Source organism: Cupriavidus sp. C2SS-8b (assembly GCF_057073745.1).
This window is the reverse complement of sequence record NZ_CP172717.1, coordinates 1,599,474-1,621,557: the sequence shown is the minus strand read 5'-3', so window position 1 is coordinate 1,621,557 and position 22,084 is coordinate 1,599,474. Positions and strand designations below refer to the sequence as shown.

The 22,084-nt window shown below is 66.5% G+C and carries 19 protein-coding genes; 12 read left to right on the top strand and 7 right to left on the bottom strand.

What is annotated here, in order from left to right; all coding sequences use genetic code 11:
- Positions 1-9: 9 nt before the first annotated feature.
- From ACIGJB_RS24380 to ACIGJB_RS24350, 7 genes are all read left to right on the top strand, one after another.
- The gene (locus ACIGJB_RS24380) at positions 10-762 is read left to right on the top strand and encodes a maleate cis-trans isomerase family protein (RefSeq protein WP_483732554.1); all 753 of its coding nucleotides are present in this window, start codon (positions 10-12) and stop codon (positions 760-762) included.
- Positions 763-772: 10 nt separating this feature from the next.
- Entirely contained in the window at positions 773-1,600 is an 828-nt protein-coding gene (locus tag ACIGJB_RS24375; protein WP_483732553.1) for an alpha/beta fold hydrolase, read from the top strand.
- Between the two features lie 36 nt (positions 1,601-1,636).
- Complete coding sequence (locus tag ACIGJB_RS24370) at positions 1,637-2,689, top strand: 2,5-dihydroxypyridine 5,6-dioxygenase NicX family protein (RefSeq protein ID WP_483732552.1); 1,053 nt, start codon at positions 1,637-1,639, stop codon at positions 2,687-2,689.
- A 6-nt stretch (positions 2,690-2,695) separates the two neighbouring features.
- Positions 2,696-3,322: an N-carbamoylsarcosine amidohydrolase gene (locus ACIGJB_RS24365; RefSeq protein ID WP_483732551.1), complete on the top strand. Its 627-nt coding sequence runs from the start codon at positions 2,696-2,698 to the stop codon at positions 3,320-3,322.
- 157 nt (positions 3,323-3,479) lie between these two features.
- On the top strand, positions 3,480-5,861 hold the full coding sequence (locus ACIGJB_RS24360; protein WP_483732550.1) for a xanthine dehydrogenase family protein molybdopterin-binding subunit: 2,382 nt from the start codon (positions 3,480-3,482) through the stop codon (positions 5,859-5,861).
- A gap of 3 nt (positions 5,862-5,864) precedes the next feature.
- Positions 5,865-6,692: an FAD binding domain-containing protein gene (locus tag ACIGJB_RS24355; RefSeq protein ID WP_483732549.1), complete on the top strand. Its 828-nt coding sequence runs from the start codon at positions 5,865-5,867 to the stop codon at positions 6,690-6,692.
- Between the two features lie 8 nt (positions 6,693-6,700).
- On the top strand, positions 6,701-7,870 hold the full coding sequence (locus ACIGJB_RS24350) for a xanthine dehydrogenase family Fe-S subunit (RefSeq protein WP_483732548.1): 1,170 nt from the start codon (positions 6,701-6,703) through the stop codon (positions 7,868-7,870).
- A gap of 20 nt (positions 7,871-7,890) precedes the next feature.
- Here the strand turns inward: ACIGJB_RS24350 and ACIGJB_RS24345 are convergent, their stop codons facing one another.
- From ACIGJB_RS24345 to ACIGJB_RS24315, 7 genes are all read right to left on the bottom strand, one after another.
- Entirely contained in the window at positions 7,891-8,688 is a 798-nt protein-coding gene (locus ACIGJB_RS24345; RefSeq protein WP_483732547.1) for an anti-sigma factor family protein, read from the bottom strand.
- The gene (locus tag ACIGJB_RS24340) at positions 8,685-9,221 is read right to left on the bottom strand and encodes an RNA polymerase sigma factor (protein WP_483732546.1); all 537 of its coding nucleotides are present in this window, start codon (positions 9,219-9,221) and stop codon (positions 8,685-8,687) included. Before ACIGJB_RS24340 ends, ACIGJB_RS24345 begins: the two co-directional genes overlap by 4 nt.
- Before the next feature lie 40 nt (positions 9,222-9,261).
- Positions 9,262-10,752 (bottom strand): YncE family protein, encoded by a 1,491-nt coding sequence (locus tag ACIGJB_RS24335; RefSeq protein ID WP_483732545.1) that lies wholly within the window; start codon positions 10,750-10,752, stop codon positions 9,262-9,264.
- A gap of 15 nt (positions 10,753-10,767) precedes the next feature.
- Entirely contained in the window at positions 10,768-11,223 is a 456-nt protein-coding gene (locus ACIGJB_RS24330) for a DUF305 domain-containing protein (protein ID WP_483732544.1), read from the bottom strand.
- Positions 11,224-11,713: 490 nt separating this feature from the next.
- The gene (locus ACIGJB_RS24325) at positions 11,714-12,703 is read right to left on the bottom strand and encodes a Bug family tripartite tricarboxylate transporter substrate binding protein (protein ID WP_483732543.1); all 990 of its coding nucleotides are present in this window, start codon (positions 12,701-12,703) and stop codon (positions 11,714-11,716) included.
- A 59-nt stretch (positions 12,704-12,762) separates the two neighbouring features.
- Entirely contained in the window at positions 12,763-13,764 is a 1,002-nt protein-coding gene (locus ACIGJB_RS24320; RefSeq protein ID WP_483734653.1) for a tripartite tricarboxylate transporter substrate binding protein, read from the bottom strand.
- Between the two features lie 29 nt (positions 13,765-13,793).
- Positions 13,794-14,549: a GntR family transcriptional regulator gene (locus ACIGJB_RS24315; protein ID WP_483732542.1), complete on the bottom strand. Its 756-nt coding sequence runs from the start codon at positions 14,547-14,549 to the stop codon at positions 13,794-13,796.
- 100 nt (positions 14,550-14,649) lie between these two features.
- Between ACIGJB_RS24315 and ACIGJB_RS24310 the strand changes: the two genes are divergently transcribed.
- The 5 genes from ACIGJB_RS24310 (at position 14,650) to ACIGJB_RS24290 (ending at position 22,081) form a co-directional block, all read left to right on the top strand.
- Positions 14,650-15,498, top strand: coding sequence for an amidohydrolase family protein (locus ACIGJB_RS24310; protein WP_483732541.1), 849 nt, complete (start codon positions 14,650-14,652; stop codon positions 15,496-15,498).
- 306 nt (positions 15,499-15,804) lie between these two features.
- On the top strand, positions 15,805-16,239 hold the full coding sequence (locus ACIGJB_RS24305) for a cobalt-zinc-cadmium resistance protein (protein WP_483734652.1): 435 nt from the start codon (positions 15,805-15,807) through the stop codon (positions 16,237-16,239).
- Positions 16,240-16,428: 189 nt separating this feature from the next.
- Positions 16,429-17,796 carry a TolC family protein gene (locus tag ACIGJB_RS24300; RefSeq protein ID WP_483732540.1) on the top strand — a complete coding sequence of 456 codons (1,368 nt, stop codon included), beginning with the start codon at positions 16,429-16,431 and terminating at the stop codon, positions 17,794-17,796.
- A gap of 2 nt (positions 17,797-17,798) precedes the next feature.
- On the top strand, positions 17,799-18,959 hold the full coding sequence (locus ACIGJB_RS24295; RefSeq protein WP_483732539.1) for an efflux RND transporter periplasmic adaptor subunit: 1,161 nt from the start codon (positions 17,799-17,801) through the stop codon (positions 18,957-18,959).
- 5 nt (positions 18,960-18,964) lie between these two features.
- Positions 18,965-22,081 (top strand): efflux RND transporter permease subunit, encoded by a 3,117-nt coding sequence (locus tag ACIGJB_RS24290; protein WP_483732538.1) that lies wholly within the window; start codon positions 18,965-18,967, stop codon positions 22,079-22,081.
- Positions 22,082-22,084: the final 3 nt, after the last annotated feature.

Sequence of the window (22,084 nt, the reverse complement as noted above, 5' to 3'; positions counted from 1 at the left end):
AGGACACCCATGCAAAAAGTCTTTCGCATCGGCCAGATCGTGCCGAGCTCCAACACCACGATGGAAACCGAGATCCCGGCCATGCTGAACGCACGGCAACAGATCCGCCCCGAACGGTTCACCTTCCATTCGAGCCGCATGCGCATGAAGAAGGTGGTCAAGGAAGAACTGGCGGCGATGGACGCCGAATCCGATCGCTGTGCCGTGGAGCTATCCGATGCACGCGTGGATGTGCTCGGCTATGCGTGCCTGGTCGCGATCATGGCGATGGGCCATGGTTACCACCGCAAGTCGGAACAGCGCCTGAAAGCCCACACCGTTGAGAACGGTGGTGATGCGCCGGTAATCACGAGTGCCGGCGCGCTGGTCGATGCACTCAAGGTGATCGGTGCCAAGCGCATTGCCGTGGTCGCCCCGTATATGAAGCCGCTGACCGAGCTGGTGGTGAATTACATCCGCAACGAAGGCTACGAAGTCGTCGACTACCGCGCGCTGGAAATTCCCGACAACCTCGAAGTCGGCCGCCACGATCCGGCCAAGCTGCCGGCCATCGTCGCGCAGATGAACATTGCCGACGTCGATGCCATCGTGCTGTCGGCCTGCGTGCAGATGCCGTCGCTGCCCGCTGTAGCGAAGGTCGAGGCGATGACCGGCAAGCCGGTAATCACGGCGGCCATCGCCACCACCTACGCGATGCTGCGCGCGCTGGACCTGGAGCCGGTCGTGCCGGGCGCGGGCGCGCTGCTGTCCGGCGCCTACTGAGGGCCGCGACATGAGCACCTTCCTCTACGGCGGCAATGTCCAGGCCAATGGCATTCGCCAGCACTACCTGCGCTACGGTGGCAACGATGGCGAACGCGCGTCGCGCGACACCGTCATCATCGTGCCGGGCATCACGAGCCCGGCCATCACGTGGGGCTTCGTTGGCGAGCAGTTCGGCCAGTGCTTTGATACCTATGTGCTGGACGTGCGCGGTCGTGGCTTGTCGGAAGCGAGCGACACGCTGGACTACAGCCTCGATGCGCAAGCTGCCGATGTGATCGCGTTTGCGCAGGCACTGGGTCTGCAGCGCTATGCCATCGTTGGCCATTCGATGGGCGGACGCATCGGCGTTCGCGCCGCGCGACAGCACCCGGCAGGCCTGACACGACTGGTGATGATTGATCCGCCAGTCTCCGGCCCGGGCCGCCGCGCATATCCGGCGCAGCTGCCCTGGTACATCGATTCCATTCGCCTCGCGCGCGCCGGCATCGACGCGGAAGGCATGCGCCGTTTCTGCCCGACATGGACCGACGAGCAACTGCGCCTGCGCGCCGAATGGCTGCACACCTGCGACGAGTGCGCGATTCTTGCAAGCTTCAACGGCTTCCATGAAGACGATATCCACGCCGACCTGCCGCACGTGTCGGTACCGACGCTGCTAATGCGCGCGGGCCGCGGCAACGTGGTCCGCGATGAGGACGAGCAGGAAATCCGTACGCTGCTGCCAGGCCTGCTGGTCAGCCACGTGGCCGACGCCGGCCACATGATCCCGTGGGACAACGAGACCGGCTTCTATCGTGCCTTCGGCGATTTCCTCGGTGCGCCGCTGCCGCTATGAACGCCCGTCACCCACCCCGTCACGCAAGGAGCCGACATGCCCGTCAGTGACCACCAGATGATTGAAGCCTGGACCCAGGTGCTCAAGCTGTCCAAGCTCGAACGAGGGCAGACGGTGACCATCCTCACCAGTGCCGCCACGCATCCGCAGACCCTCTTGACCGCGCTGATCGCCACGCAGGCGATGGGCGCCATCGTCAACCGGCTCGACCTGCCGCCGGTCAACGGCGAAAAAGCGCTGAGCCGCGACGCGCTGGCCTATCTCGGCACTACACCGCTGACCGGCAACCGCGCCGCCATCGCCGCGCTGAAAGCGAGCGATCTTGTGCTCGACCTGATGACGCTGCTGTTCTCGCCCGAGCAGCATGACATCCTGAGCGGTGGCACGAAGATCCTCTTGGCCGTCGAGCCGCCCGAAGTGCTGGCGCGCATGGTCCCAACTGAAGCGGACCGTGAACGCGTCAAGGCGGCTACCGAGCGACTTGGACGTGCGAAGGAAATGCACGTGGTTTCAGCCGCCGGCACCAACCTGCGCTGCCCGCTGGGCGAGTTCCCGGCCATCAGCGAATATGGCTTTGTCGACGAGCCGGGGCGCTGGGACCACTGGCCCAGCGGCTTCGTGTTGACGTGGCCGAACGAGGGCGGGGCGAGCGGCACCATCGTGCTCGATCGCGGCGATATCCTGTTGCCACAGAAGACCTACGTCACCGAGCCGGTCACCCTGACAGTGGAGAACGGCTTTGCCACGCGCATCGAAGGCGGCCTGCATGCGGAGCTGCTGAGCGAATACATGGCGTCGTTCCGGGACCCGGAGGCCTACGCAATCTCGCACATCGGCTGGGGCCTGCAGCCGCGCGCGCACTGGGCGACGCTGGGCCTGTACGACCGCGAAGCAACCATCGGTATGGATGCGCGCGCTTTCGAGGGCAACTTCCTGTTCTCGCTCGGCCCGAACAACGAGGCCGGCGGGCAGCGCACCACCACCTGCCATATCGACATCCCGCTGCGCCGCTGCACCGTGCGCCTCGACGGCGTGGACGTGGTGACCGAGGGCAAGGTCATGGATGGATTCCAGTATCCAAAGGAGTAGCAGCCCATGCACAAGGAAATCGGCGCCTACCAGCGCCAGGGCTTCGGCAACCAGCTTGAACTGGCGCCGCCGTTCGGCCTGCTGATCGTCGACTTCGTCAACGGCTTTGCCGATCCGGCGGTGTTCGGCGGCGGCAATATCCGAGAGGCGATCGGCGCCACGGTGCCGCTGCTCGCCGTGGCGCGGCGCGAAGGCTGGGCCATTGCGCACAGCCGCATTGTCTATGCCGACGATGGCGCGGACCACAACATCTTCTCTATGAAGGTGCCGAACATGCTGACGCTGAAGGAGCATGAGCGGAACAGCGCCATCGTTGAGGAACTGGCGCCAGCGCCGGGGGAACTGGTGGTGCGCAAAACCGTGCCATCGGCGTTCTTCGGCACCTCGCTGGCGGCGTGGCTGACCCAGCGCGCGGTGAAGACGCTGCTGGTGGCAGGTGCCGTGACCAGCGGTTGCGTGCGCGCCAGCGTCGTCGATGCCATGCAGTACGGTTTCCGCCCGCTGGTGCTGTCCGATTGCGTAGGCGATCGCGCACTCGGTCCGCACGAGGCCAACCTGTTCGACATGGAGCAGAAGTACGCCACCGTCCTGCCCCGGGCGGCCGCACTGGCCGCGATCGGTGTGCAGCAATGAGCGCAGGCATGGCGTTTGCGCCGCTTGCCATGCGGTGAAGCCGCAATTGACAGGCCGGGGCGGGGTTCTTTAGCATTTTTGCTCAGCATGCTGAGCAACTCAGGATCCGCGGCGGGCGCATCGTCCGCCGGGCCGCCGGCCAGAAGACAGGATATCGATGGAACCGAATCATTCGTTGGAAGGGCAGGGCCAGGGGGTGGGCGCCCGCGTGGCGCGCAAGGAAGATGCCCGGCACTTGCACGGCAAAGGCAGGTTCGTGGCGGACATCGCCATGCCGGACCTGCAAGAGGTGGCATTCCTGCGCAGCCCCGTTGCGCACGCCCGGCTGCTCTCGGTCACCAAGCCGCAGGCGCTGGCCGCCTCCGTGATCGTGCGCGAGGACATGGAGGGCGCGAAGGACATCGTCGCCGACTCGGCCTTTCCCTCGTACAAGCCTTCCGCGCAGCCGCCGCTGGCCAGCGGCAAGGTGCGCTTCGTCGGCGAGCCGGTAGCCATGGCCTTCGCGCCGACCCGCGCGGAGGCGGAGGACATCGCTGAACAGGTCGCGCTCGAACTGGATGAGCTGACGGCGCTGACCGAAGTCGCGCAGGCGCGCCAGCTGGCAGCAGAAGTCCGCGTGCATGAGCACTGGGCGGACAACACCTTCCTGACGCTGACCGCCGACAAGAACTTCGAAGCACGGCAGCGCGAGGCGACGGTCGTTGTAAGCCGCAAGATCGACCTGGCCCGCCAGTGCATGGTGCCGATGGAAGGCAAGGCCGTGCTGGCCTACTGGGACCACCAGTTCGACCAACTGGTCGTGTACAGCGCCACGCAGGTGCCGCACATGATCCGCACCATCCTGAGTCACTGCCTTGGACTTGAGCAGGAACGCGTGCGCGTGATCTCGCCCGATGTGGGCGGGGCGTTCGGCTACAAGTGCGTGCTGCAGCAGGAGGAGTTGTGCATCGCGTGGCTGGCCATGACGTACAAGCGGCCGTTCCGCTTTATCGAGGACCGGCGCGAGCACCTGACCGCAGGCGCCAATTCGCGCGAACACCACTACGAACTGACCGCTTATGCCGATGCGCGTGGCCGGCTGCTGGCGCTGGACGCCAAGATCGCCATCGACGGCGGCGCTTATTCGGTGTGGCCGTTCACCATCGGCCTTGAACCGGGGCAGGCAATAGGCAACCTGCCGGGGCCGTACGCGTTCGATGGCTATCGCTGCGAGACTCTCTGCGTTGCGACCAACAAGCCCGGCTTTGTGCCCTACCGCGGCGTGGCCCGCACGGGCGTGTGCTTCGCGATGGAACTGCTCATGGATGCGATCGCGCGCGAAGTCGGCCGCGAGCCATGGGAAGTCCGCAGCGAGAACCTGGTGCCGCCGCAGGCCATGCCCTATGTCAACGTGACCAACAAGCATTTCGACGGCGGCGACTATCCGGCCAGCGTGCGCAAGGCGATGGAGATGATCAATGTGCCGGCGATCCGCGCGCGCCAGAAGGCTGGTCCCGAGGGCAGCCGCTATGTGGGCGTGGGCTTCGGCACCTACACCGAGCAATCGGCGCACGGCACGTCGGTGTTCGCGGCTTGGGGCACGCCGGTGATTCCCGGCTTCGACTCCGCCACCGTGCGCATCACCCCGGACGGCGGGCTGGAGGTGCGCGTCGGCGTGCATTCGCACGGACAGGGCATGGAAACCACGTTCGCGCAGATCGCGAACGAGATCCTTGGCATCGACGTCGCGCGAATCAAGGTCGTGCATGGCGATACCGGCCTGACGCCGTTCTCGACCGGCACGTATGCATCGCGTTCGCTGGTGATGTCGGGCGGCGCGGTCTCGCGCGCCTGCAAGGCGCTGCTGCCGCGCTTGCTGAGGATCGGCGCGCACATGCTGGGCCAGCCGGCGGAGTCCGCGCGCTTCGAGGCCGGCTTCGTGCACGCCGGCGAGGGCAGTATCGCCGTCGACCGCATTGCCGATGCCTGGTACATCAACCCGCACCTGTTGCCGGCCGATGTCGACGCACAGGGCCTGGAAACCACCATGGGCTTCAAGCCGGCGGTCGATACGGGCAGCTTCACCTATGCCACGCATGCGGTCGCGGTCGAAGTCGATATCGATTCCGGTCACGTCGAGATCCTCGACTACGTCGTGGTCGAGGACTGCGGCACCATGATCAACCCGATGGTGGTGGAAGGGCAGACCTACGGTGGCGTGGCGCAGGGCATCGGCACGGCCATGTTCGAAGAGATGCGCTATGACGGCAATGGCCAGCCGCTCGCTTCGACGCTGGCAGACTACATGCTGCCGGGGCCGACCGAAATCCCGTCGATCCGCATCCATCATTTCGAGACGCCGTCGCCGCACACGGAATTCGGCGCGAAGGGCATGGGCGAGGGCGGGGCCATTGCCCCGCCGGCCGCGATCTTCAACGCGGTGAACGATGCGCTGCGCGACTTCGGGGTCGAACTCAAGGAAACCCCGCTGACCCCAAGAAAGGTGCTGGAGGCGCTGGACGCCGCCGCGACCCAATCCGAAAGCAGGAAGGCTGCCTGACCGATGAAAGCCGTTGCCTTTACCTATCAAGCGCCCGGCTCGCTGGCCGATGCGCTGGCCCGCCTCGGCGCGGGCACCGATGTGGCCAAGACCATGGGCGGGGGCCAGTCGCTCGGCCCGATGCTGAACCTGCGACTGACGCGCCCGGATGCGGTCGTCGATGTCTCACGGCTGCCGGAACTGCGCGAGGTCACTGCCACGCCCGACTACGTGCGCATTGGCGCGTGCGTGACCCATGCGCAGATCGAAGACGGTGTGTTCGAACCCCTGCGCGGCACCATGCTTCAGGCCGTGGCGGGCGGCATCGCCTATCGCGCGATCCGCAACCGCGGCACAGTGGGCGGCAGCCTTGCCCATGCCGACCCTGCGGCGGACTGGGTGGTGACCATGACGGCGCTGGGGGCGCAGATCGAAATCGCTTCGGCCGCGGGGAACCGTGTGGTGCCGATGGACGCCTTCATGATCGGTGCTTACACGACGGTGCTGGAGGAAGGTGAGCTGATCGCCGCCGTACGCGTGCCGCCGGCCGCCGCCGACACGCGCTGGGGCTACCAGAAGCTGTGCCGCAAGACCGGCGAGTTCGCCGAGGCGAGCTGCGCGGCTTACTTCGACGCCAGCCGCCGTTTCGGGCGCATCGTGCTGGGCGCGCTCGACGGGCCGCCGGTGGTGCTGCGCGAGCTGACCCGGGCGGTCGCGGCACAGGGTGCCGAGGCACTGACCGCGCAGGCCGTGGATGCGGCCATTGCCCACGCCGCTCCGGATAAGGACGCGATCGACCGCAAGCTGTGCCGTACCGTCGTGACGCGCTGCGTCATGCAAATGCTGAACTGAGGAGCCCCGTGCAAACCATCGCATTCACCGTCAATGGCCGGCAGGTATCCGGCGCATGCACGGACCGTACCCACCTGGGCGACTTCCTGCGCGATACCCATCGCCTCACCGGCACCCACCTTGGCTGCGAGCACGGCGTCTGCGGCGCGTGCACGGTGCTGGTCGATGACAAGCCTGTGCGCTCGTGCATCACCTTCGCGGGCGGTTGCCAGGGCGCGGACATCGTCACGGTCGAGGGCTACGAGGACGATGCCGTGATGGCCGATCTGCGTCTCGCCTTCAATCGTCATCATGCCTTGCAGTGCGGATTCTGCACGCCGGGCATGCTGGCCACGGCGCGCGACATCGTGCTGCGGCTGCCGGATGCCGATGAGGCGACCATCCGCCATGAGTTATCGGGCAACCTGTGCCGCTGTACCGGCTATATGGGCATCGTTGCCGCCATCCGCTCGGTGCTGGATGCGCGCCGGTCGGCAAACGGAAGTGCGGTATGCGCGCCGGCACCGGCCATCGCCAAGACGTTCACTGGTTTTGCTGTTTCGGACGAGGCGCTTGGCGCGGAATCCACGCAAGCTGGCCCCGCGGCAAATGAGGCGGGACGCGCGGCCGATCGCAAGGGGTGGTCGCGTATCGAAGGCGGCTTCACTGTGCCCTATGCACTCGATGCGGTCTGGGCGTTTATGGCGGACCTGCCCGCCGTGGCAGGCTGCCTGCCGGGTGCCGTGCTGACGGAAGTGGAGGGCGAGAAGGTCAAGGGACACATCGCCATCAAGTTCGGCCCGATGTCAGCACGCTTCGAAGGCGCGGCACGCCTGCAGCGCGACGACAGCCAGAAGCGCGGCGTGCTCAAGGGCGCGGGGCAGGATTCGCTGAGCAACTCCAAGGCCGCCGGCGATATCGCTTACCAGCTCACCGCGCGGTCTGGCAGCGAGACGGAAGTCGCGGTGGACTTGCAGTATTCGCTGCAAGGGCCGCTCGCCCAGTTCTCGCGCTCGGGGCTGGTTCGCGATTTCGTGCGGCGCATGATCGCCGACTTCGGCAAGTCGGTGGCGCGCAGGATGGACCCGACGCTGAGCGAGGCGGAGCGCATGAAGACCGTGCAGCTCAATCCGGTGGCGCTGTTCTTTAGCGTGCTCTGGGAACGCGTGAAGGGACTCATCGGCAAGCGTGAGCGCTAAGCGCGCCAGCCTGCCCGGCGCTATGCCGGCGCAGGCCGGCGTACGCGCTGGTCGATCTGCCGCCGCATTTCATCGGCAAGCGGATGCAGGTCATCGGTCGAATCCGCGGCAACCAGGCTGTAGCCGAGTCCCTGGTCCGCCCAGGAATATCCCGCCACGCCGGCCTGGCGATGCGCTTTCATCGGCGTGTTCTGTTCCACTTTCATCGGCCGCACCAGCATCGCCACGCGCATGCCGTGTCCGTCGTCATACATGAAGAGCCCGGCCGGGCCATGCTCGGTCGCCACCAGGCGTCCGCCCATGTAGCGGTAGCCGGAGCGTGTAAGGTCCGGCACGGCGATGGGGCGCTGCAGCCGTGCCGACACCCACCTGACGAGATCGGCGCTGTCGTGCGCGCTGATCTCCACGGGCCGGTTCGGGTCGGAGGCAAAGACCTGGTAGCTCGCCGTGGCCTCGCGCGCCAGCGCGGCAATGCCGCCCGTCGCGGGCTCGGTCGCGCCGCGTCCCATCCAGCCGGCCATGCCGCCCACGCACAGCGCGACAAAGACCGACGCGGCCAGGCGCCATGGCGCGGCGCTGCGTGAGCGGCGTGCGGCGACCATGTGGCGTAGGTTCAGCTCGGGCGGAATCGGCTCTCCGGCCACGGGCGCGAAGGCAGCGCGCAACTGCTGGCGCTGCGCGACATAGCCCTCGACGCGATGCGCGACTTCCGGGTGATCGCGCAGGTAGGCTTCGATCTCCTTGCGGCGCGCAGCGTCCAGCGCGTTGTCCACGTAGGCCAGCAGGTCTTCTTCCTGCACGGGCCGGTTCTCGTTCATTTGACCCTCCGCAATGCCGTCTTCTGTGCCGATCCCGATGCTGCCGCAGCACTGCCATCCATGATCTTCAGCAACCGCTCCCGCGCGCGCGACAGGCGCGACATCACGGTGCCGATGGGGATGTCGAGCACGCGCGCGGCGTCCGCGTACGACATGTCTTCGACCGACACCAGCAGCAGCACGCTGCGCTGGTCCGCCGGCAAGGTATCGAGCGCGCTCATCAGGTCGCGGTAGTGCAGGCCGTCTTCCTGCGTGGCGCGCGCGCTCAGCGACTCGGCCACGTCTTCGATGGCGATATGCAGGCTGCGCGAGCCTGACTGGCGGCGCAGCGCCGTCATCGCCAGGTTATGCAGGATGGCGAACACCCAGCTGCGGGTGTCGCCCGGGCCGCGACGGGTGTCCCAGTACGTGATGGCCTTCTCCAGGCAGTCCTGGACGAGATCGTCGGCGGCAGCCTGTTCGCGCAGCAGCGCGCGCGCATAGCGCCGCAACGCGGGAATCATCGGCTCGACGTGCTGCAGCAGGTCTTTCACAGCCAGTCCTCTCCGGTAAGCGTGGACAACGTGGTCACGCCTACATCGCCTGCACTTGCACGGGTGCCGCGGGCTTGCCATTGACGGCCGGCGCGATCACAAGATAGCGCCGCGCGTCGGTGCCGGCAATGCCCTGTACGAACTGACGGATCGGTCCGATCGCGTTGACGATGGCCCCGCCGGCGGGATTCGCCGTGAAGTTTGCCAGCGGTTCCAGCGGCCCGCTGCCATCGGCCTGGCCAGCCAGTGCGAGCACATACGCCTGCTTCGGTTGCAGCCCCGTTGCGGAGGCTTGCAGCACCTGCAGCAGGCCCTGGTCGAACAGTGTCACGGTGGTGGGGGCGCTGTCGCCGGCGACCGGCTTGCCATTGGCCAGCGCGACCATCTTCAGCTGCGTGGTCTGGCCCGCAGCGCCAAGCGGCTGCAGCCCTTGCGTGCCTGCGCCCTCCGGCACGGCATGGGGAACGTAGACGATGGCTTGCGGGGCCTGGCCGACGGGCACGTTGGCCACGACCTGATTGGTGGCCGTATCGATGGCCGCGAGGCTGTCCGCGTTCTCCAGGCCCACGTAGATGCGGGTGCCGTCGCCGGACGGCCACAGGCCATGCGGCAAGGCGCCCACGGGAATCGTCGCGACCGGGCTGAAGTCGTCCGTGCGGAAGACCTTCACCTGGTTCAGCCCGCCGATGGTGACGTAGGCAAGCGTGCCTGCCTTGGTGTGCGCGAAGTTCACGTGGTTGGTGATCGCGCCGGTCTCGAGGGTCTTGAGCAGGCTGAATGGCGGGCGGGCGTCGAACACCTGGGTCTTGCCGATATCCTTCAGCGTGAACCAGACCTGCTTGCCATCCGGCGTGGCGGCGATGTTCGGGCAGAACGGGCTGTCCTGCTTCACGCGCGCCACGACCTTGTGATCGGCCACGGTGACCACCGCGACTTCCGGGTTGAACGACGAGCAGATATAGCCGTACTTGCCGTCCGGCGAGAAAATCTGCATGCCGGGGCCTGCAGCGAGCGTAATGCGGGTCTTTTCCGCGAACGTTTTGGCGTCGATGACGGAGATGTAGTTCTCGCCGCGCACCGTCACCCACACTTCCTTGCCATTGGGCGTGTAGAAGGCTTCATGCGGCGAACGTCCCACGTAGGTCACGTGCTTGACGGCGTTGGTGGCCGTGTCGATGAAGGACACCGAGTTGGAGCCGATCGACACCACCGCCAGCGTGCGCCCGTCGGGCGAGAAGCCCAGGCCATGGACGAGCAACTGACCGCGGTAGAGCGGGCTGAGGTTGCCCGGCGTCGGATCGCCCAGGCGAATCACGCCCAGCAGCTTGTTGTCGGCCGGATCGGTGACCGACACCGTGTTGGAGAACTGCTCCGCCGCGTAGATGCGGTCGCGATGGCTGACGGGCACATCGGGCGCGCTCAGCGGGCCGGGGGCCTGGCCGGCCAGTGTGACGCCTGGCAGGCCGAGCAGCAGCGTGAGGGTCAGGGCGGTTTTGGCGGTCTTGGCGATCTTGGCGGGGTTCCGTTTCATGGCTTGGTCTTCTTGTCAGTGGGCGTGCGTAGCGTGGCTGTGCCCGGCCGCTTGCGGCTTGGGCGCGTCGGTGCTGGCGGGCTGGGTCGGTGCGGGGGCGGAGGGTGGCAGCGGCTGGCCGAGCGCGAGCCGCATCGCGGCGATCTCCTGCAACTGCTCGACGACGATTTCCTGTGCAATGCGGCGCAGCTGTTCATTGCGCCCGTAGCGCAGCTCGGCCATGGCCATGTCGATGGCGCCCTGGTGATGGGGGATCATCATGGCGGCAAAATCCTGGTCGATATTGCCGCTGGGCGGCACGGCCATGCCGTCCATCATCCGCGTCATGGCGGCCTCGTTCTCGGCGGCGAACTTCTGCTGGTCGGTGGTGGACTGGGCATTGGCGGCGGCAGTGAGCAGGAAGGCTGCCGTCAATGCTAGGATGGCCCAGGCAGGAGCGGGGGATCGTGGTAAGCGGGGCGGGAGTGCCATGGTTCCTCGTCGTTCAGGCGGTCCGGGGAAGCGGACCAATGCCTGGTAGACGCACGAGGGGGCGGGTTTATTCCGCAGGAGACGGGATTTTTTGTTTTTTCGAGATCAGCGTTCCTGGCAGGCGCCGCTGACTCTGGCAATCTGGCTGGTGAGCCGCGCAGCAGCCGAAGGCGATGATGCGATAACGCGGCCACTGCCGGGCCACGGACAGTTTCAGGGCTCGTTCAATCATTGCCGGAGAGCCTGTCTGCGGTCGCGCTCCATGCGGCAGGCAGCCTGGCAGACTCTGAAGTGAATACCCGTACGAAATTCGTCGCACGCTACGATCAATATTCGCCCGTTAGGGCAAGCGACGCGTTCTTTGGTTACTTTCTGTCGCTCGGACAGAAAGTGACTCGCCGGCTACGCCGGCGAAACGGCAGCGCCTGCCAAGAGCGACGACCCAGTCATCCCTAAAGCCCGCAGCTGAACGTAACCCCCACCCCCAAACTCAATCCGGCTTAATCTGCGCCCGCGCAATAATCGGCTTCCACCGCTGCTGTTCCTGCGCGATGAAATGCGCGAATTCCTGCGGCGTGCTGCCCACCACCAGTGCGGCATCGGCGCTAAGACGCTGCATTGACGCTGGGCTCTTCACCGCCTTGGCTGCCGCGTCGGCGAGCTTGTCCGTAGCCGGCTGCGGCAGGCTTGCCGGCGCCAGCAGCCCGTACCACTGCGTCATCTCGAACCCGGGGTAACCCTGCTCCGCGACGGTGCCCACATCAGGCAGCTGTGGAATGCGCTGCGTCGTGCCCGTGGCGATGCAGCGCAGCTTGCCCGCCTTGATGAACGGCAGGATGGCTGGCGCGCCGACTGCTGCCGCGTCAAGCCTACCCGATAGCAAGTCGGTAATCTGCGGACCGCTGCCGCGGTACGGCACATGGGTAATGAACGTTCCGCTGGCCGCCTTCAGGTACTCGAAGGCAAGATGCCCCGCGCTGCCATTGCCGGCCGACCCGTAGTTAAGCTTGCCGGGCTTGCTCTTGGCCAGCGCGATGAACTCCTTGAGGTTCTTCGCCGGCACGTCCGGATGGATCACGTACAGGCTCGGCACCTTGGATAGCAGCGACACCGGGCGAAAATCCTTGTTCGGATCGTAGGGCAGCTTGGCGAAGATATAAGGATTCACCGCGAGGGTGCCGATATGGCCGAGGATCAGCGTGTGCTGGTCGTCGGCGCGCGCCACTTCTCCCATGGCGACGTTGCCTGCGCCGCCGGGCTTGTTCTCCACGAACACCGACACGCCGAGCAGGCGGGTCAGTTCAGCGGCGGTCGAGCGGGCCACGATTTCCGAGCTGCCGCCCGGCGCGAACGGCACCACCAGGCGGATGGGCTTGGAGGGCCACGCCTGCGCTCGGACAAGCGAAGGCGCAAGGGCGCCGGCGCCTAGCGCGGCGGCGAGCTTCAGGATGTCGCGGCGGACCGCATCGAACTGGGTCATACATTTCTCCGAAGGATTCTTGATGGCACGGGGCGTGCATTGGGTGATGGGCTCTCACCTTATTCGGGCTTGACGTTGCCGTCCTTGATGACCTTGCCCCACAGGCGGGTCTGGTTGTCGATATAGCGGGCGGCTTCCGCGGGCGGCGCGGCCACGACCTCGCCGCCCAGCTCCGCGACGCGCTTGCGCACGTCGGGGCTGTTCATGACTTTCTGCAGGGCCTCGGACAGCTTGCCGGTAATGGGCTGCGGCGTGCCCGCCGGGACAAAGGCGGCATTCCACTCGTAGACCTCGTAGCCGGCCACGCCGGCTTCTTCCATGGTCGGGACGGATGGCAACGCCGGCGTGCGTGTGTGGCTGGTCACCGCAAGCGGCCTGAGCTTGCCGGCCTTGATGTGCTGCAGGCTCGATGCCACGTTGGCAAAGAACAGCGGCACCTGGCCAGCAATCACGTCCGTCATGGCTGGGCCGCCACCCTTGTAAGGGACGTGCAGCAGGTCCACGCCGGCGCGCTGCTCGAACAGCACGCCGGACAGGTGCTGGGCTGAGCCGTTGCCCGACGAGGCGAAGGCCACCGTGCCCGGCTTCTGCTTCGCGATGGCCAGGACATCCTTGACCGAGTGCGCGGGGAACCCTGGCGTGGCAACCAGCACATTGGGATAGCGCGCCAGCACGCCAATGGCCGTGAAGGCCTTGGCGGGGTCATAGGGCAGGCGCGGATAGAGGCTCGGATTGACCGCGTAGGACGAGGCATCGACCATCAGCGTATAGCCGTCGGGCGCGGCCTTGGCGACGTACGACGCGCCGATCTGCCCGCCGGCCCCGGGCCGGTTCTCCACGATGACGGACTGGCCCAGTTCACGGCCGAGCCCGGGTGCGATCAGCCGTGCCATCAGGTCGGCGCCGCCGCCGGGCGGGTAGGTCACGACAATGGTGACGGGCCGGCTCGGCCATTGCGCGGCCGACTCGGTGGCGTGCGCCAGGGCAGGCGTGAGCAGCACGGTGGCTGCGATCACAGCCCAGGCAAAGCGTGTCGTCGAAAGTGTCAAGCTGGTCTCCATTTCGATGGAAGTTTTGTCTTGATGGGTGGTCACCGGATGTCCGCCTGGTAGCGGAAGGCGTAGGCATCGCCCCGTGTCAGCCGGTATTCGGCACAGTGGCCTTGCAAGTCATAGGCGCGCCGCGTTACCAGCGCGCACGGATGGCCATGCGGCAAGTCCAGCAGTTCGGCCTCTTCGGTATCCAGCGTGCGGAAGGTCACCTCGTCCACGGCGCGATGGATCGTGACGCCGCATTGCGCGCCCAGCAGCGGATAGAGCAGGTCGCCCCATTCGCTTTTGGGCAGGCGCTGCAATGGCTCGCAACGCGGCAGCGGCAGCCAGATCGATTCGAGCAAGCGCGGCTTGTCATCGAGCCAGCGCCGGCGGGAGATCGCCAGCCCACGCGCGCCGGCATCGAGACCGAACAAAGCGGCCATGCTTTTGTCCAGCCGCGCCGCGCGGCACGACAGGATCTCGGAACGCGGAATTTCCACGCCCAATCCCCCCGCATCGGCCCGGAAACGGAAGAACCGCATCATGCTCGCGCCCGTCAGCCCGTTGCGCACGAAGGTGCCTTTGCCCTGTACGCGTTCCAGCAGCCCTTCCTGCACCAGCACGGCAATGGCCTGCCGGATGGTGCCCAGCGCCGTGCCGAATTCGGTGGCCAGCGCGCTTTCCGCCGGGATCGCAGCGCCGGGCTGCCATTCGCCGTCAACGATCTTGCGCTGCAGTTGCGCCGCAATCCGGCCATAGCGGCTCACGCCCGGGGCAGTCGCGGCACTGTGCAGCGCGTCGTTGTCTTGCATCTGGGGTCCGTGTTAGATTGATGTCCTCTAGAGGACTAGATTAGCCGCGGGCCGCCTGGTGCCATATAAGGGCTTACCCGCAGGCAAGGAATGGCTGACGATGAAGCGTAATGCGACGCCCTTGGTGGATTGCCACTTTCACCTGTTCGATGCTGGAGCGGGCATGCCGTCCGCCCGCTATCGGCCCGCTTACGCCGCACGCATCGGCGACTGGCTGCAACTGCTGGCACCGATGGGAGATCCATACGGCGTGGTGGTCCAGACCAGTTTCCTTGGCACGGACAATTCGGCGCTGCTGGCGGCGCTGCGCGCCCTGCCGGGACGGCTGCGCGGCGTGGCCGTGGTGGACGCGTCGGTCTCGGACGTTGCGCTGGCTGACATGCACGCGGCGGGCGTGCGCGGCATCCGGCTCAATCTGTTCGACGATCCGGAGTGGGCGCGCATCGGCACGGCCCCATGGCGCGCGCTGTTCGCGCGAGTTGCCGGGCTGGGCTGGCATGTGGAGTTGCACACCGGGAACGGGCAGGGCGGCGCGATGCTGGCCGAACTCGACGCCGCGCTCGAGGGGTGCCCAGCTCCCGTGGTGCTGGACCACTTTGGCAGGCCCGGTGAAGACGGCGCCCGCGACGCTGTCTTCGATGTGGCCGCACAGGTGCTGGCGCGCCGGCAGGTATGGGTGAAGCTGAGCGCTCCGTATCGGCTGCCGCCTGGAGCGGACTGGCGCTTGCTTGCGAAGGCATGGGTCCGGACCGTGGGGCATGACCGGCTGTTGCTGGGCAGCGACTGGCCGTGGACCAACCACGAATCCGCAACGCGCGCGGGGGAATGCGCAGCATTGTTCGGCTGGCCTGAAGAGCAGGGCACTGGTGGCGATGGGGTGAATGACGCCGTTCTTGCCGAGGCACTGCGATGGAGGAATGCGGCGGTGCTCTACGGGTTTGAGTTGTAATGCCGGAGAGGCTTCGCCTCGTCGGCGCGCTCGTGGCGTAGACATAGATGTTCACAAAACCTGTTGTTTCGTGAATATCTATGTGTATGAGCAAATGACTTTCGCAGTTGCGGTTGCGTAACAATGCCGAACTCACAAATTCCCCGCATTCCCGCTCCCCTCAAAGACTTCGGCTCACCGCCCAAACGGAACGAACCGACCCATTCCCGGTCAATCGTAATCGTTAAGTTACAATGTTGTCCCGCAGCAAGGCCGTTGCCTCCTTTGTGAGTGCGGTATCAGGCCCTGTTGAACGCCCCCAACCCGATGCGATTTCTTTTCCTGCTGCTGACTGCCGTGTGCTTGTCGCTGCTCTCCTTTGGAGCGGCCGCGCATGCGCACGCGGATTTCCAGGGGAATATCGCGTCGGTAGCCGTCCAGGCGGCCGCCGTGCCCGACAAGGTTACCGAAGTCGCGGCATTGCCTTCCGTCGACGAGATGGGCCGGGTGATCGCCCCCGGCGATGACGGCCTGCACGACGAAGACGCGATCGACGATCCGCCCCCCGGCTACTGCAATATCTGGTCGGCGGATCTGCTCGATCCGCTGGACCTTCTGGACGAGATCGAAGAGTCCAGCGCCTTGTTCGACCTGCCCACCGCGAAGCTCGTATTGCCCGCGGAAGATTTCTGGCAGGCACCATCGGGTCCCACCGCGCCCCCCGCCACGGCTTTCTTCAAGCCGCCGATTTCCCTCGCCTGATTATCTTCGCACCCGGTGCGCGGCTTTGCCGCGTCCGGGGAGCGTCCCATTGCCTGCCCAGTCTTCCCGGCGAGCGTTTGCGCTAGCCGGCTGAATCCGTTGCGGTCGTCCGCCTTTTTCGCGTTGCGTGCGCGAGGGGCGGGGTCGCGGCGTGGCGCAGGCAGCCGTATCGCTTGCTTTCCCGACTCAATGACAAACACCAAGCTGACCCTGATCGCGTCGCTGTCGCTGGTGGCGTTCGCCGCCGTGCCGGCGCAGGCCAGCGACGACGTGCGCCCGCCGGCCGCTGTCGTCCTTGCCGCCAGTAACACCCAGCCCGCGCCCTCCGCAGCTCCCGCCGGGCCGTCTTACGGCCTGCAAGACTTGCTGGGCATGGCGCAATCGACCAACAAGGGCGTCGAGGCCGCACAGGCCAACGTCGATGCCGCCAATGCCGCCATCACCAGCGCGCGCGCCTATCCGAACCCGCAGGTCGAGGTCATGTATGGCCGCCTGCAGGGCAAGCAGACCGGCGTGACCAGCGGCAATGCACCGACCTACGCCATCACCCAGAAGCTGGACTATCCGCACCAGCGCAGCCTGCGCGAAGACATGGCCACGCGCGGCCTGGAAGCGTCGCAGGCGCTGCGCCAGGGCTTTCGCGCCGAGCTTGCGGCGCGCGTGAAGACGGCCTACTTCGAAGTGCTGCGCCGTGAGAGCGAGTTGCAGGCCGCTTCCGAAGACCTGGCCATGACGCGCCAGATCCATTCCCGCGCGCGTTTGCGCGTGGAGGTGGGCGAGGCGCCGCGCTATGAACTGATCAAGGCCGAGACCGAACTGCTGGCGGCACAGAAAAGCCAGCAGACCGCCGAGCTGCGTGTGAACCAGGCCAAGGCCGCACTGCGCCAGCAGGTCGGCGGCGCCATGCCCGCTCAGTTCGGGCTGGACGGCAGCCTTGGCCACGCGCCCGAAGTGCCGCCGCTGCCGCAGCTGCGCGGCACGATGAGCGCGAACAATGCCGAACTGAACCAGCGCCGCATGGAACTGGAGCGCGCGCGCCTGGGCGTCGATTACCAGCGCTCGCTGCGCTGGCCCGAAGTGGCCGTGCGCGCGAGTACGGACCGCCAGCCGGACAACAACGTCTCGCAGATCGGCCTAGTGCTGACCATTCCGCTATGGGACCGCCGCAGCGGTCCGGTGGGCGAGGCCACGGCCCAGGCCACGCAGGCTCGCAGCGCGCTGGAAGCGCGTGAATTCGAGCTGGCGCAGGAACTGGAAACCGCCTACCGCCAGTACGAGATCACCCAGTCGCAGGTGACCGCGCTGGAGTCCGGCATCGTGCGCGAGGCCGAATCGGCGCTCAACGTGGCCGAGTCAGCGTACCGCTTCGGCGAGCGCGGCATCCTGGATTACCTCGACGCGCAGCGCGTGCTGCGCGGCGCGCGCAATGAACTGATCGCCGCCCAGTTTGACCTGCAGGTCGCCGCCATCCAGATCGAAAAGCTTATGTCGACGGCGCCGGGCGTCTCGCCCGTCTCGCCCGCGGGCCTGCCGTCCTCCACCCTCCAGAACCGATAACCATGCGTCCCAATTCCCTGCTTTCGCTGACGGCCGCCGCCGTCATGGTGTTTGCCCTGGCGGGCTGCTCGAAGGAGCCTGTGCAGGCCACCGAAGCGCCCAGGCTGCCGCCCGGCGTGGTCAAGCCCGAAGCCAACCTGATGAAGACGCTGAAGGTGGCGCCCCTTGCCACGTCCCCGTTCAGCGAGATGCTGCGTGTGGCTGGCCGCGTCGATTTCGACGAGCAGCGCGTGTCCCGCGTCGGCGCCAGCGTGACCGGGCGCGTGACGGACCTGTACGCAACCCTGGGCGAAGAGGTCAAGGCCGGCCAGGTGCTGGCCCGCCTGCACAGCACCGAACTGGGCGCCGCACAGATGGCCTTCCTGAAGAGCGAGGCGCAGCACGAACTGCAGGCCCGCAATGCCGAGCGCGCCCAGCAACTGTATGCCGCCGACGTGATTGGCCGCGGCGAACTGCAGCGCCGCCAGAGCGAGCTGTCGATTGCCTCGGCCGAGATGCGCGCTTACCGCGACCAGCTGCGCGTGCTCGGCATGTCGCCGGCCACCATTGCCGAGCTGGCCAAGAACGGCAGCATCAACTCGCATTCGCCTGTGTATTCGAGCATCAGCGGCACGGTGGTGGAACGCAACGTGGCGCAGGGCCAGGTCGTGCAGCCGGCCGACGCGCTCTACACCGTGGCGGACCTGTCGCGCGTGTGGGTGGTGGCCGAAGTGCCCGAGCAGCAGGCCGCGCAGGTGGCCGAAGGGCAGAGCGTGGAGATCGAGGTGCCGTCGCTGGCCAACGGCAAGGGCGCACAGACCATTACGGGCAAGCTGATCTATGTGGGCCGCACGGTGAATCCGCAATCGCGCACGGTGCTGGTCCGCACGGAACTCGACAATCGCGGGGGGCGCCTCAAGCCGGCCATGCTCGCCAGCATGCTGATCGCCAGCAAGCCGGTCGACCAGCTGGTGGTGCCGGAGTCGGCAGTGGTGCGCGAAGGCAATGACGAACTGGTCTATGTCGAGATGGCGGACGGCCAGTTCCGCCAGACGCGCGTCAAGCTGGGCGCGGAGAGCGACGGCATGCGCGTGGTGCTCAATGGCGTCAAGGCCGGCGACCGTGTCGTGGTGGATGGCGCGTTCCATCTCGACAACGAGCGCAAGCGTCTCGAACAGGGCTGAGCACCATGATGAAATCCCTAGTTGAAGCGGCCATCAAGCAGCGCCTGGTGGTCTGCGTGCTGGCCGTGGTGCTGTTCTTCTTCGGCCTGCGCGCGGCCACCAAGCTGTCGGTCGATGCGTTCCCGGACGTGACCAACGTGCAGGTACAGATCGCTACCGAAGCCACCGGGCGTTCCCCCGAAGAAGTCGAGCGCTTTGTCACCGTGCCGGTGGAGATGGCCATGACCGGCCTGCCCGGGCTGGAAGAGATGCGCTCGCTGAACAAGGCCGGCCTGTCGCTGATCACGCTGGTGTTCACCGATGCCACGGACGTCTACTTCGCGCGGCAGCTCGTCATGGAGCGCCTGATCGAGGTGTCCGGGCGCATGCCCGAAGGTGTGACGCCGGTACTCGGTCCGGTCTCGACCGGCCTTGGCGAGGTCTACCAGTACACACTGGACCGGTCCGACGATGGCAACCGAGAGCTGACGCAGGAAGAACTGGCCGAGCGCCGCATCGCGCAGGACTGGGTGGTGCGACCGCTGCTGCGTTCGATCCCCGGCGTGGCCGAGATCAATTCGCAGGGCGGCTACGTGCGCCAGTACCAGGCGCTGGTCAATCCGGAGCGCATGCGCCACTACGATGTCTCGATCCAGCAGGTGTATCAGGCGCTGGCGCGCAACAACGCCAACTCCGGTGGCGGCGTGCTGCCGCACTACGCCGAGCAGTACCTGATCCGCGGCGTGGGTTTGGCCAAGGGCGTGGACGATCTTGGCAGCATCGTGCTGAAGGAAGTCGCCGGCACGCCTGTCTACCTGCGCGACGTGGCCACCGTCACCATCGGCCATGAGGTGCGTCAGGGCGCGCTCGTGAAGAACGGCCAGACCGAGGCGGTCGGCGGCATCGTCATGATGATGCGCGGCGGCAATGCCAAGGAAGTGGTCAGCCGCGTCAAGGCGCGCGTCGCCGAGATCAACGCCAAGGGCATGCTGCCCGGCAAGCTGCAGATCGTGCCGTACTACGACCGCAGCGAACTGGTCGATGCCGCGCTGTGGACCGTCACCAAGGTGCTGCTTGAGGGCGTGGTGCTGGTCGTGATCGTGCTGTTCCTGTTCCTCGGGGACGTGCGCTCGTCGGTCATCGTGCTCGCGACGCTGGTGCTGACGCCATTGCTGACTTTCATTGTCATGAACCGGATGGGCCTGTCGGCCAACTTGATGTCGCTGGGCGGGCTGGCCATCGCGATCGGCCTGATGGTGGACGGCTCGGTGGTGGTGGTCGAGAACGCCTTCGAGCGGCTCGGCCACAAGGAGCCGGGACTGACCAAGACCCAGATCCTGGTGAAGGCCGTGCAGGAAGTAGCCACGCCCGTGATCGTCGGCGTGGGCATCATCATCCTGGTGTTCCTGCCGCTGATGACGCTGTCGGGCATGGAAGGCAAGATGTTCGCGCCGCTGGCATTCACGATCTCGATCGCGCTGGCGATCTCGCTGTTCCTGTCGCTGACGTTGTCGCCGGTGCTGAGTTCGTACCTGCTGAGGGGCGGCGCCGAGCATGATACGAAGCTGATCGCGTTCATGAAGCGGCACTACCTGCGCCTGCTGCACTGGGCGCTCGGCAACAGCCGCAAGACCGTGATTGGCGCGGTGGGCGCTTTCGTGCTGACGCTGGCGATCGTGCCGCTGCTGGGCACGTCCTTCATCCCGGAGATGAAGGAGGGCTCGATCGTGCCGGCCATCGACCGCGTGCCGAATATCTCGCTGGAAGAGTCGATCAAGCTGGAGAAAGAGGCCAACAAGCTCGTGCTGAGCGTGCCCGGCGTGAAGTCGGTGGTGTCCGGCGTGGGCCGTGGCGAAAGTCCGGCCGACCCGCAGGGCCAGAACGAATCGACGCCGATCGCGAGCCTGAAGGACCGCGACGAGTGGCCCGATGGCTGGACACAGGATGACATCGCCAACGCCATCCGCGAGAAGCTCAAGGCCATCCCTGGCGTGCAGATCGTGATGGCGCAGCCGATTTCGGACCGCGTCGACGAGATGGTCAGCGGCGTGCGTTCGGACGTGGCGGTGAAAGTGTTCGGCGACGACCTCGACAAGCTGCGCGAACTCGCGGGCGAAATTGCGCGGGTCGCCGGCGGCATCCAGGGCTCGCAGGACATCCGCATCGAACGCGTGTCGGGGCAGCAGTACCTGTCGATCGAGATCGACCGCCAGGCGATTGCGCGCTACGGGCTCAATGTGTCGGACATCCACGACATCATCGAGATCTCGATCGGCGGCAAGCGCGCCACGGACATCTTCGAAGGCGAACGCCGCTTTGCCGCGGCCGTGCGCCTGCCCGAGGAGTTCCGTGGCAATGTGCAGGCGATCCGCCAGTTGCTGGTGTCGACGCCCAACGGCATCCAGGTGCCGCTGCAGAGCGTGGCGAAGATCGAGGTCAACGACGGCCCCGCGCAGATCAGCCGCGAAATGGCCAAGCGCCGCGTGGTGGTGATGATCAACGTGAAGGACCGCGACCTCGGCGGCTTCGTGGCCGAACTGCAGCAGGCCACCGGCGCCAAGGTCAAGCTGCCGGAGGGCTATTACCTCGAGTGGGGCGGCCAGTTCCAGAACATGGAACGCGCCATGGGCCACCTGAAGATCATCGTGCCGGTGACCATCGCGGCGATCTTCTTCCTGCTGTTCCTGTTGTTCAACTCGCTGCGCTTTGCCACGCTGATCATCACGGTGCTGCCGTTCGCGTCGATCGGCGGCATCATCGGGCTGTTCGTCACCGGCGAATACCTGTCGGTGCCGGCGTCGGTAGGCTTTATCGCGCTGTGGGGCATGGCCGTGCTCAATGGCGTGGTGCTGGTGTCGTACATCCGCACGCTGCGCGATTCGGGGCTGTCCTTGCATGAGGCGGTGGTGCAGGGCGCGACCCAGCGTTTCCGGCCCGTGATGATGACGGCCACTATCGCCATGCTCGGCCTGGTGCCGTTCCTGTTCTCGAGCGGCCCCGGCTCGGAAGTGCAGCGCCCGCTGGCGGTGGTGGTGATCGGCGGACTGATCACGTCGACGTTGCTGACGCTGGTGATGGTGCCGACGTTGTACCGCTGGTTCGACGACCGCAAGACGGACCCGACCCGCGATGTGCCGGTCTGACGC

Coding starts and splice junctions, on each gene's coding strand:
- ACIGJB_RS24305 (WP_483734652.1), top strand. CDS start 15,805: ATGCGATTTCTTTTCCTGCTGCTGACTGCCGTGTGCTTGTCGCTGCTC.
- ACIGJB_RS24370 (WP_483732552.1), top strand. CDS start 1,637: ATGCCCGTCAGTGACCACCAGATGATTGAAGCCTGGACCCAGGTGCTC.
- ACIGJB_RS24375 (WP_483732553.1), top strand. CDS start 773: ATGAGCACCTTCCTCTACGGCGGCAATGTCCAGGCCAATGGCATTCGC.
- ACIGJB_RS24310 (WP_483732541.1), top strand. CDS start 14,650: ATGAAGCGTAATGCGACGCCCTTGGTGGATTGCCACTTTCACCTGTTC.
- ACIGJB_RS24380 (WP_483732554.1), top strand. CDS start 10: ATGCAAAAAGTCTTTCGCATCGGCCAGATCGTGCCGAGCTCCAACACC.
- ACIGJB_RS24345 (WP_483732547.1), bottom strand. CDS start 8,688: ATGAACGAGAACCGGCCCGTGCAGGAAGAAGACCTGCTGGCCTACGTG.
- ACIGJB_RS24295 (WP_483732539.1), top strand. CDS start 17,799: ATGCGTCCCAATTCCCTGCTTTCGCTGACGGCCGCCGCCGTCATGGTG.
- ACIGJB_RS24355 (WP_483732549.1), top strand. CDS start 5,865: ATGAAAGCCGTTGCCTTTACCTATCAAGCGCCCGGCTCGCTGGCCGAT.
- ACIGJB_RS24315 (WP_483732542.1), bottom strand. CDS start 14,549: ATGCAAGACAACGACGCGCTGCACAGTGCCGCGACTGCCCCGGGCGTG.
- ACIGJB_RS24290 (WP_483732538.1), top strand. CDS start 18,965: ATGATGAAATCCCTAGTTGAAGCGGCCATCAAGCAGCGCCTGGTGGTC.
- ACIGJB_RS24360 (WP_483732550.1), top strand. CDS start 3,480: ATGGAACCGAATCATTCGTTGGAAGGGCAGGGCCAGGGGGTGGGCGCC.
- ACIGJB_RS24325 (WP_483732543.1), bottom strand. CDS start 12,703: ATGACCCAGTTCGATGCGGTCCGCCGCGACATCCTGAAGCTCGCCGCC.
- ACIGJB_RS24320 (WP_483734653.1), bottom strand. CDS start 13,764: ATGGAGACCAGCTTGACACTTTCGACGACACGCTTTGCCTGGGCTGTG.
- ACIGJB_RS24300 (WP_483732540.1), top strand. CDS start 16,429: ATGACAAACACCAAGCTGACCCTGATCGCGTCGCTGTCGCTGGTGGCG.
- ACIGJB_RS24330 (WP_483732544.1), bottom strand. CDS start 11,223: ATGGCACTCCCGCCCCGCTTACCACGATCCCCCGCTCCTGCCTGGGCC.
- ACIGJB_RS24335 (WP_483732545.1), bottom strand. CDS start 10,752: ATGAAACGGAACCCCGCCAAGATCGCCAAGACCGCCAAAACCGCCCTG.
- ACIGJB_RS24365 (WP_483732551.1), top strand. CDS start 2,696: ATGCACAAGGAAATCGGCGCCTACCAGCGCCAGGGCTTCGGCAACCAG.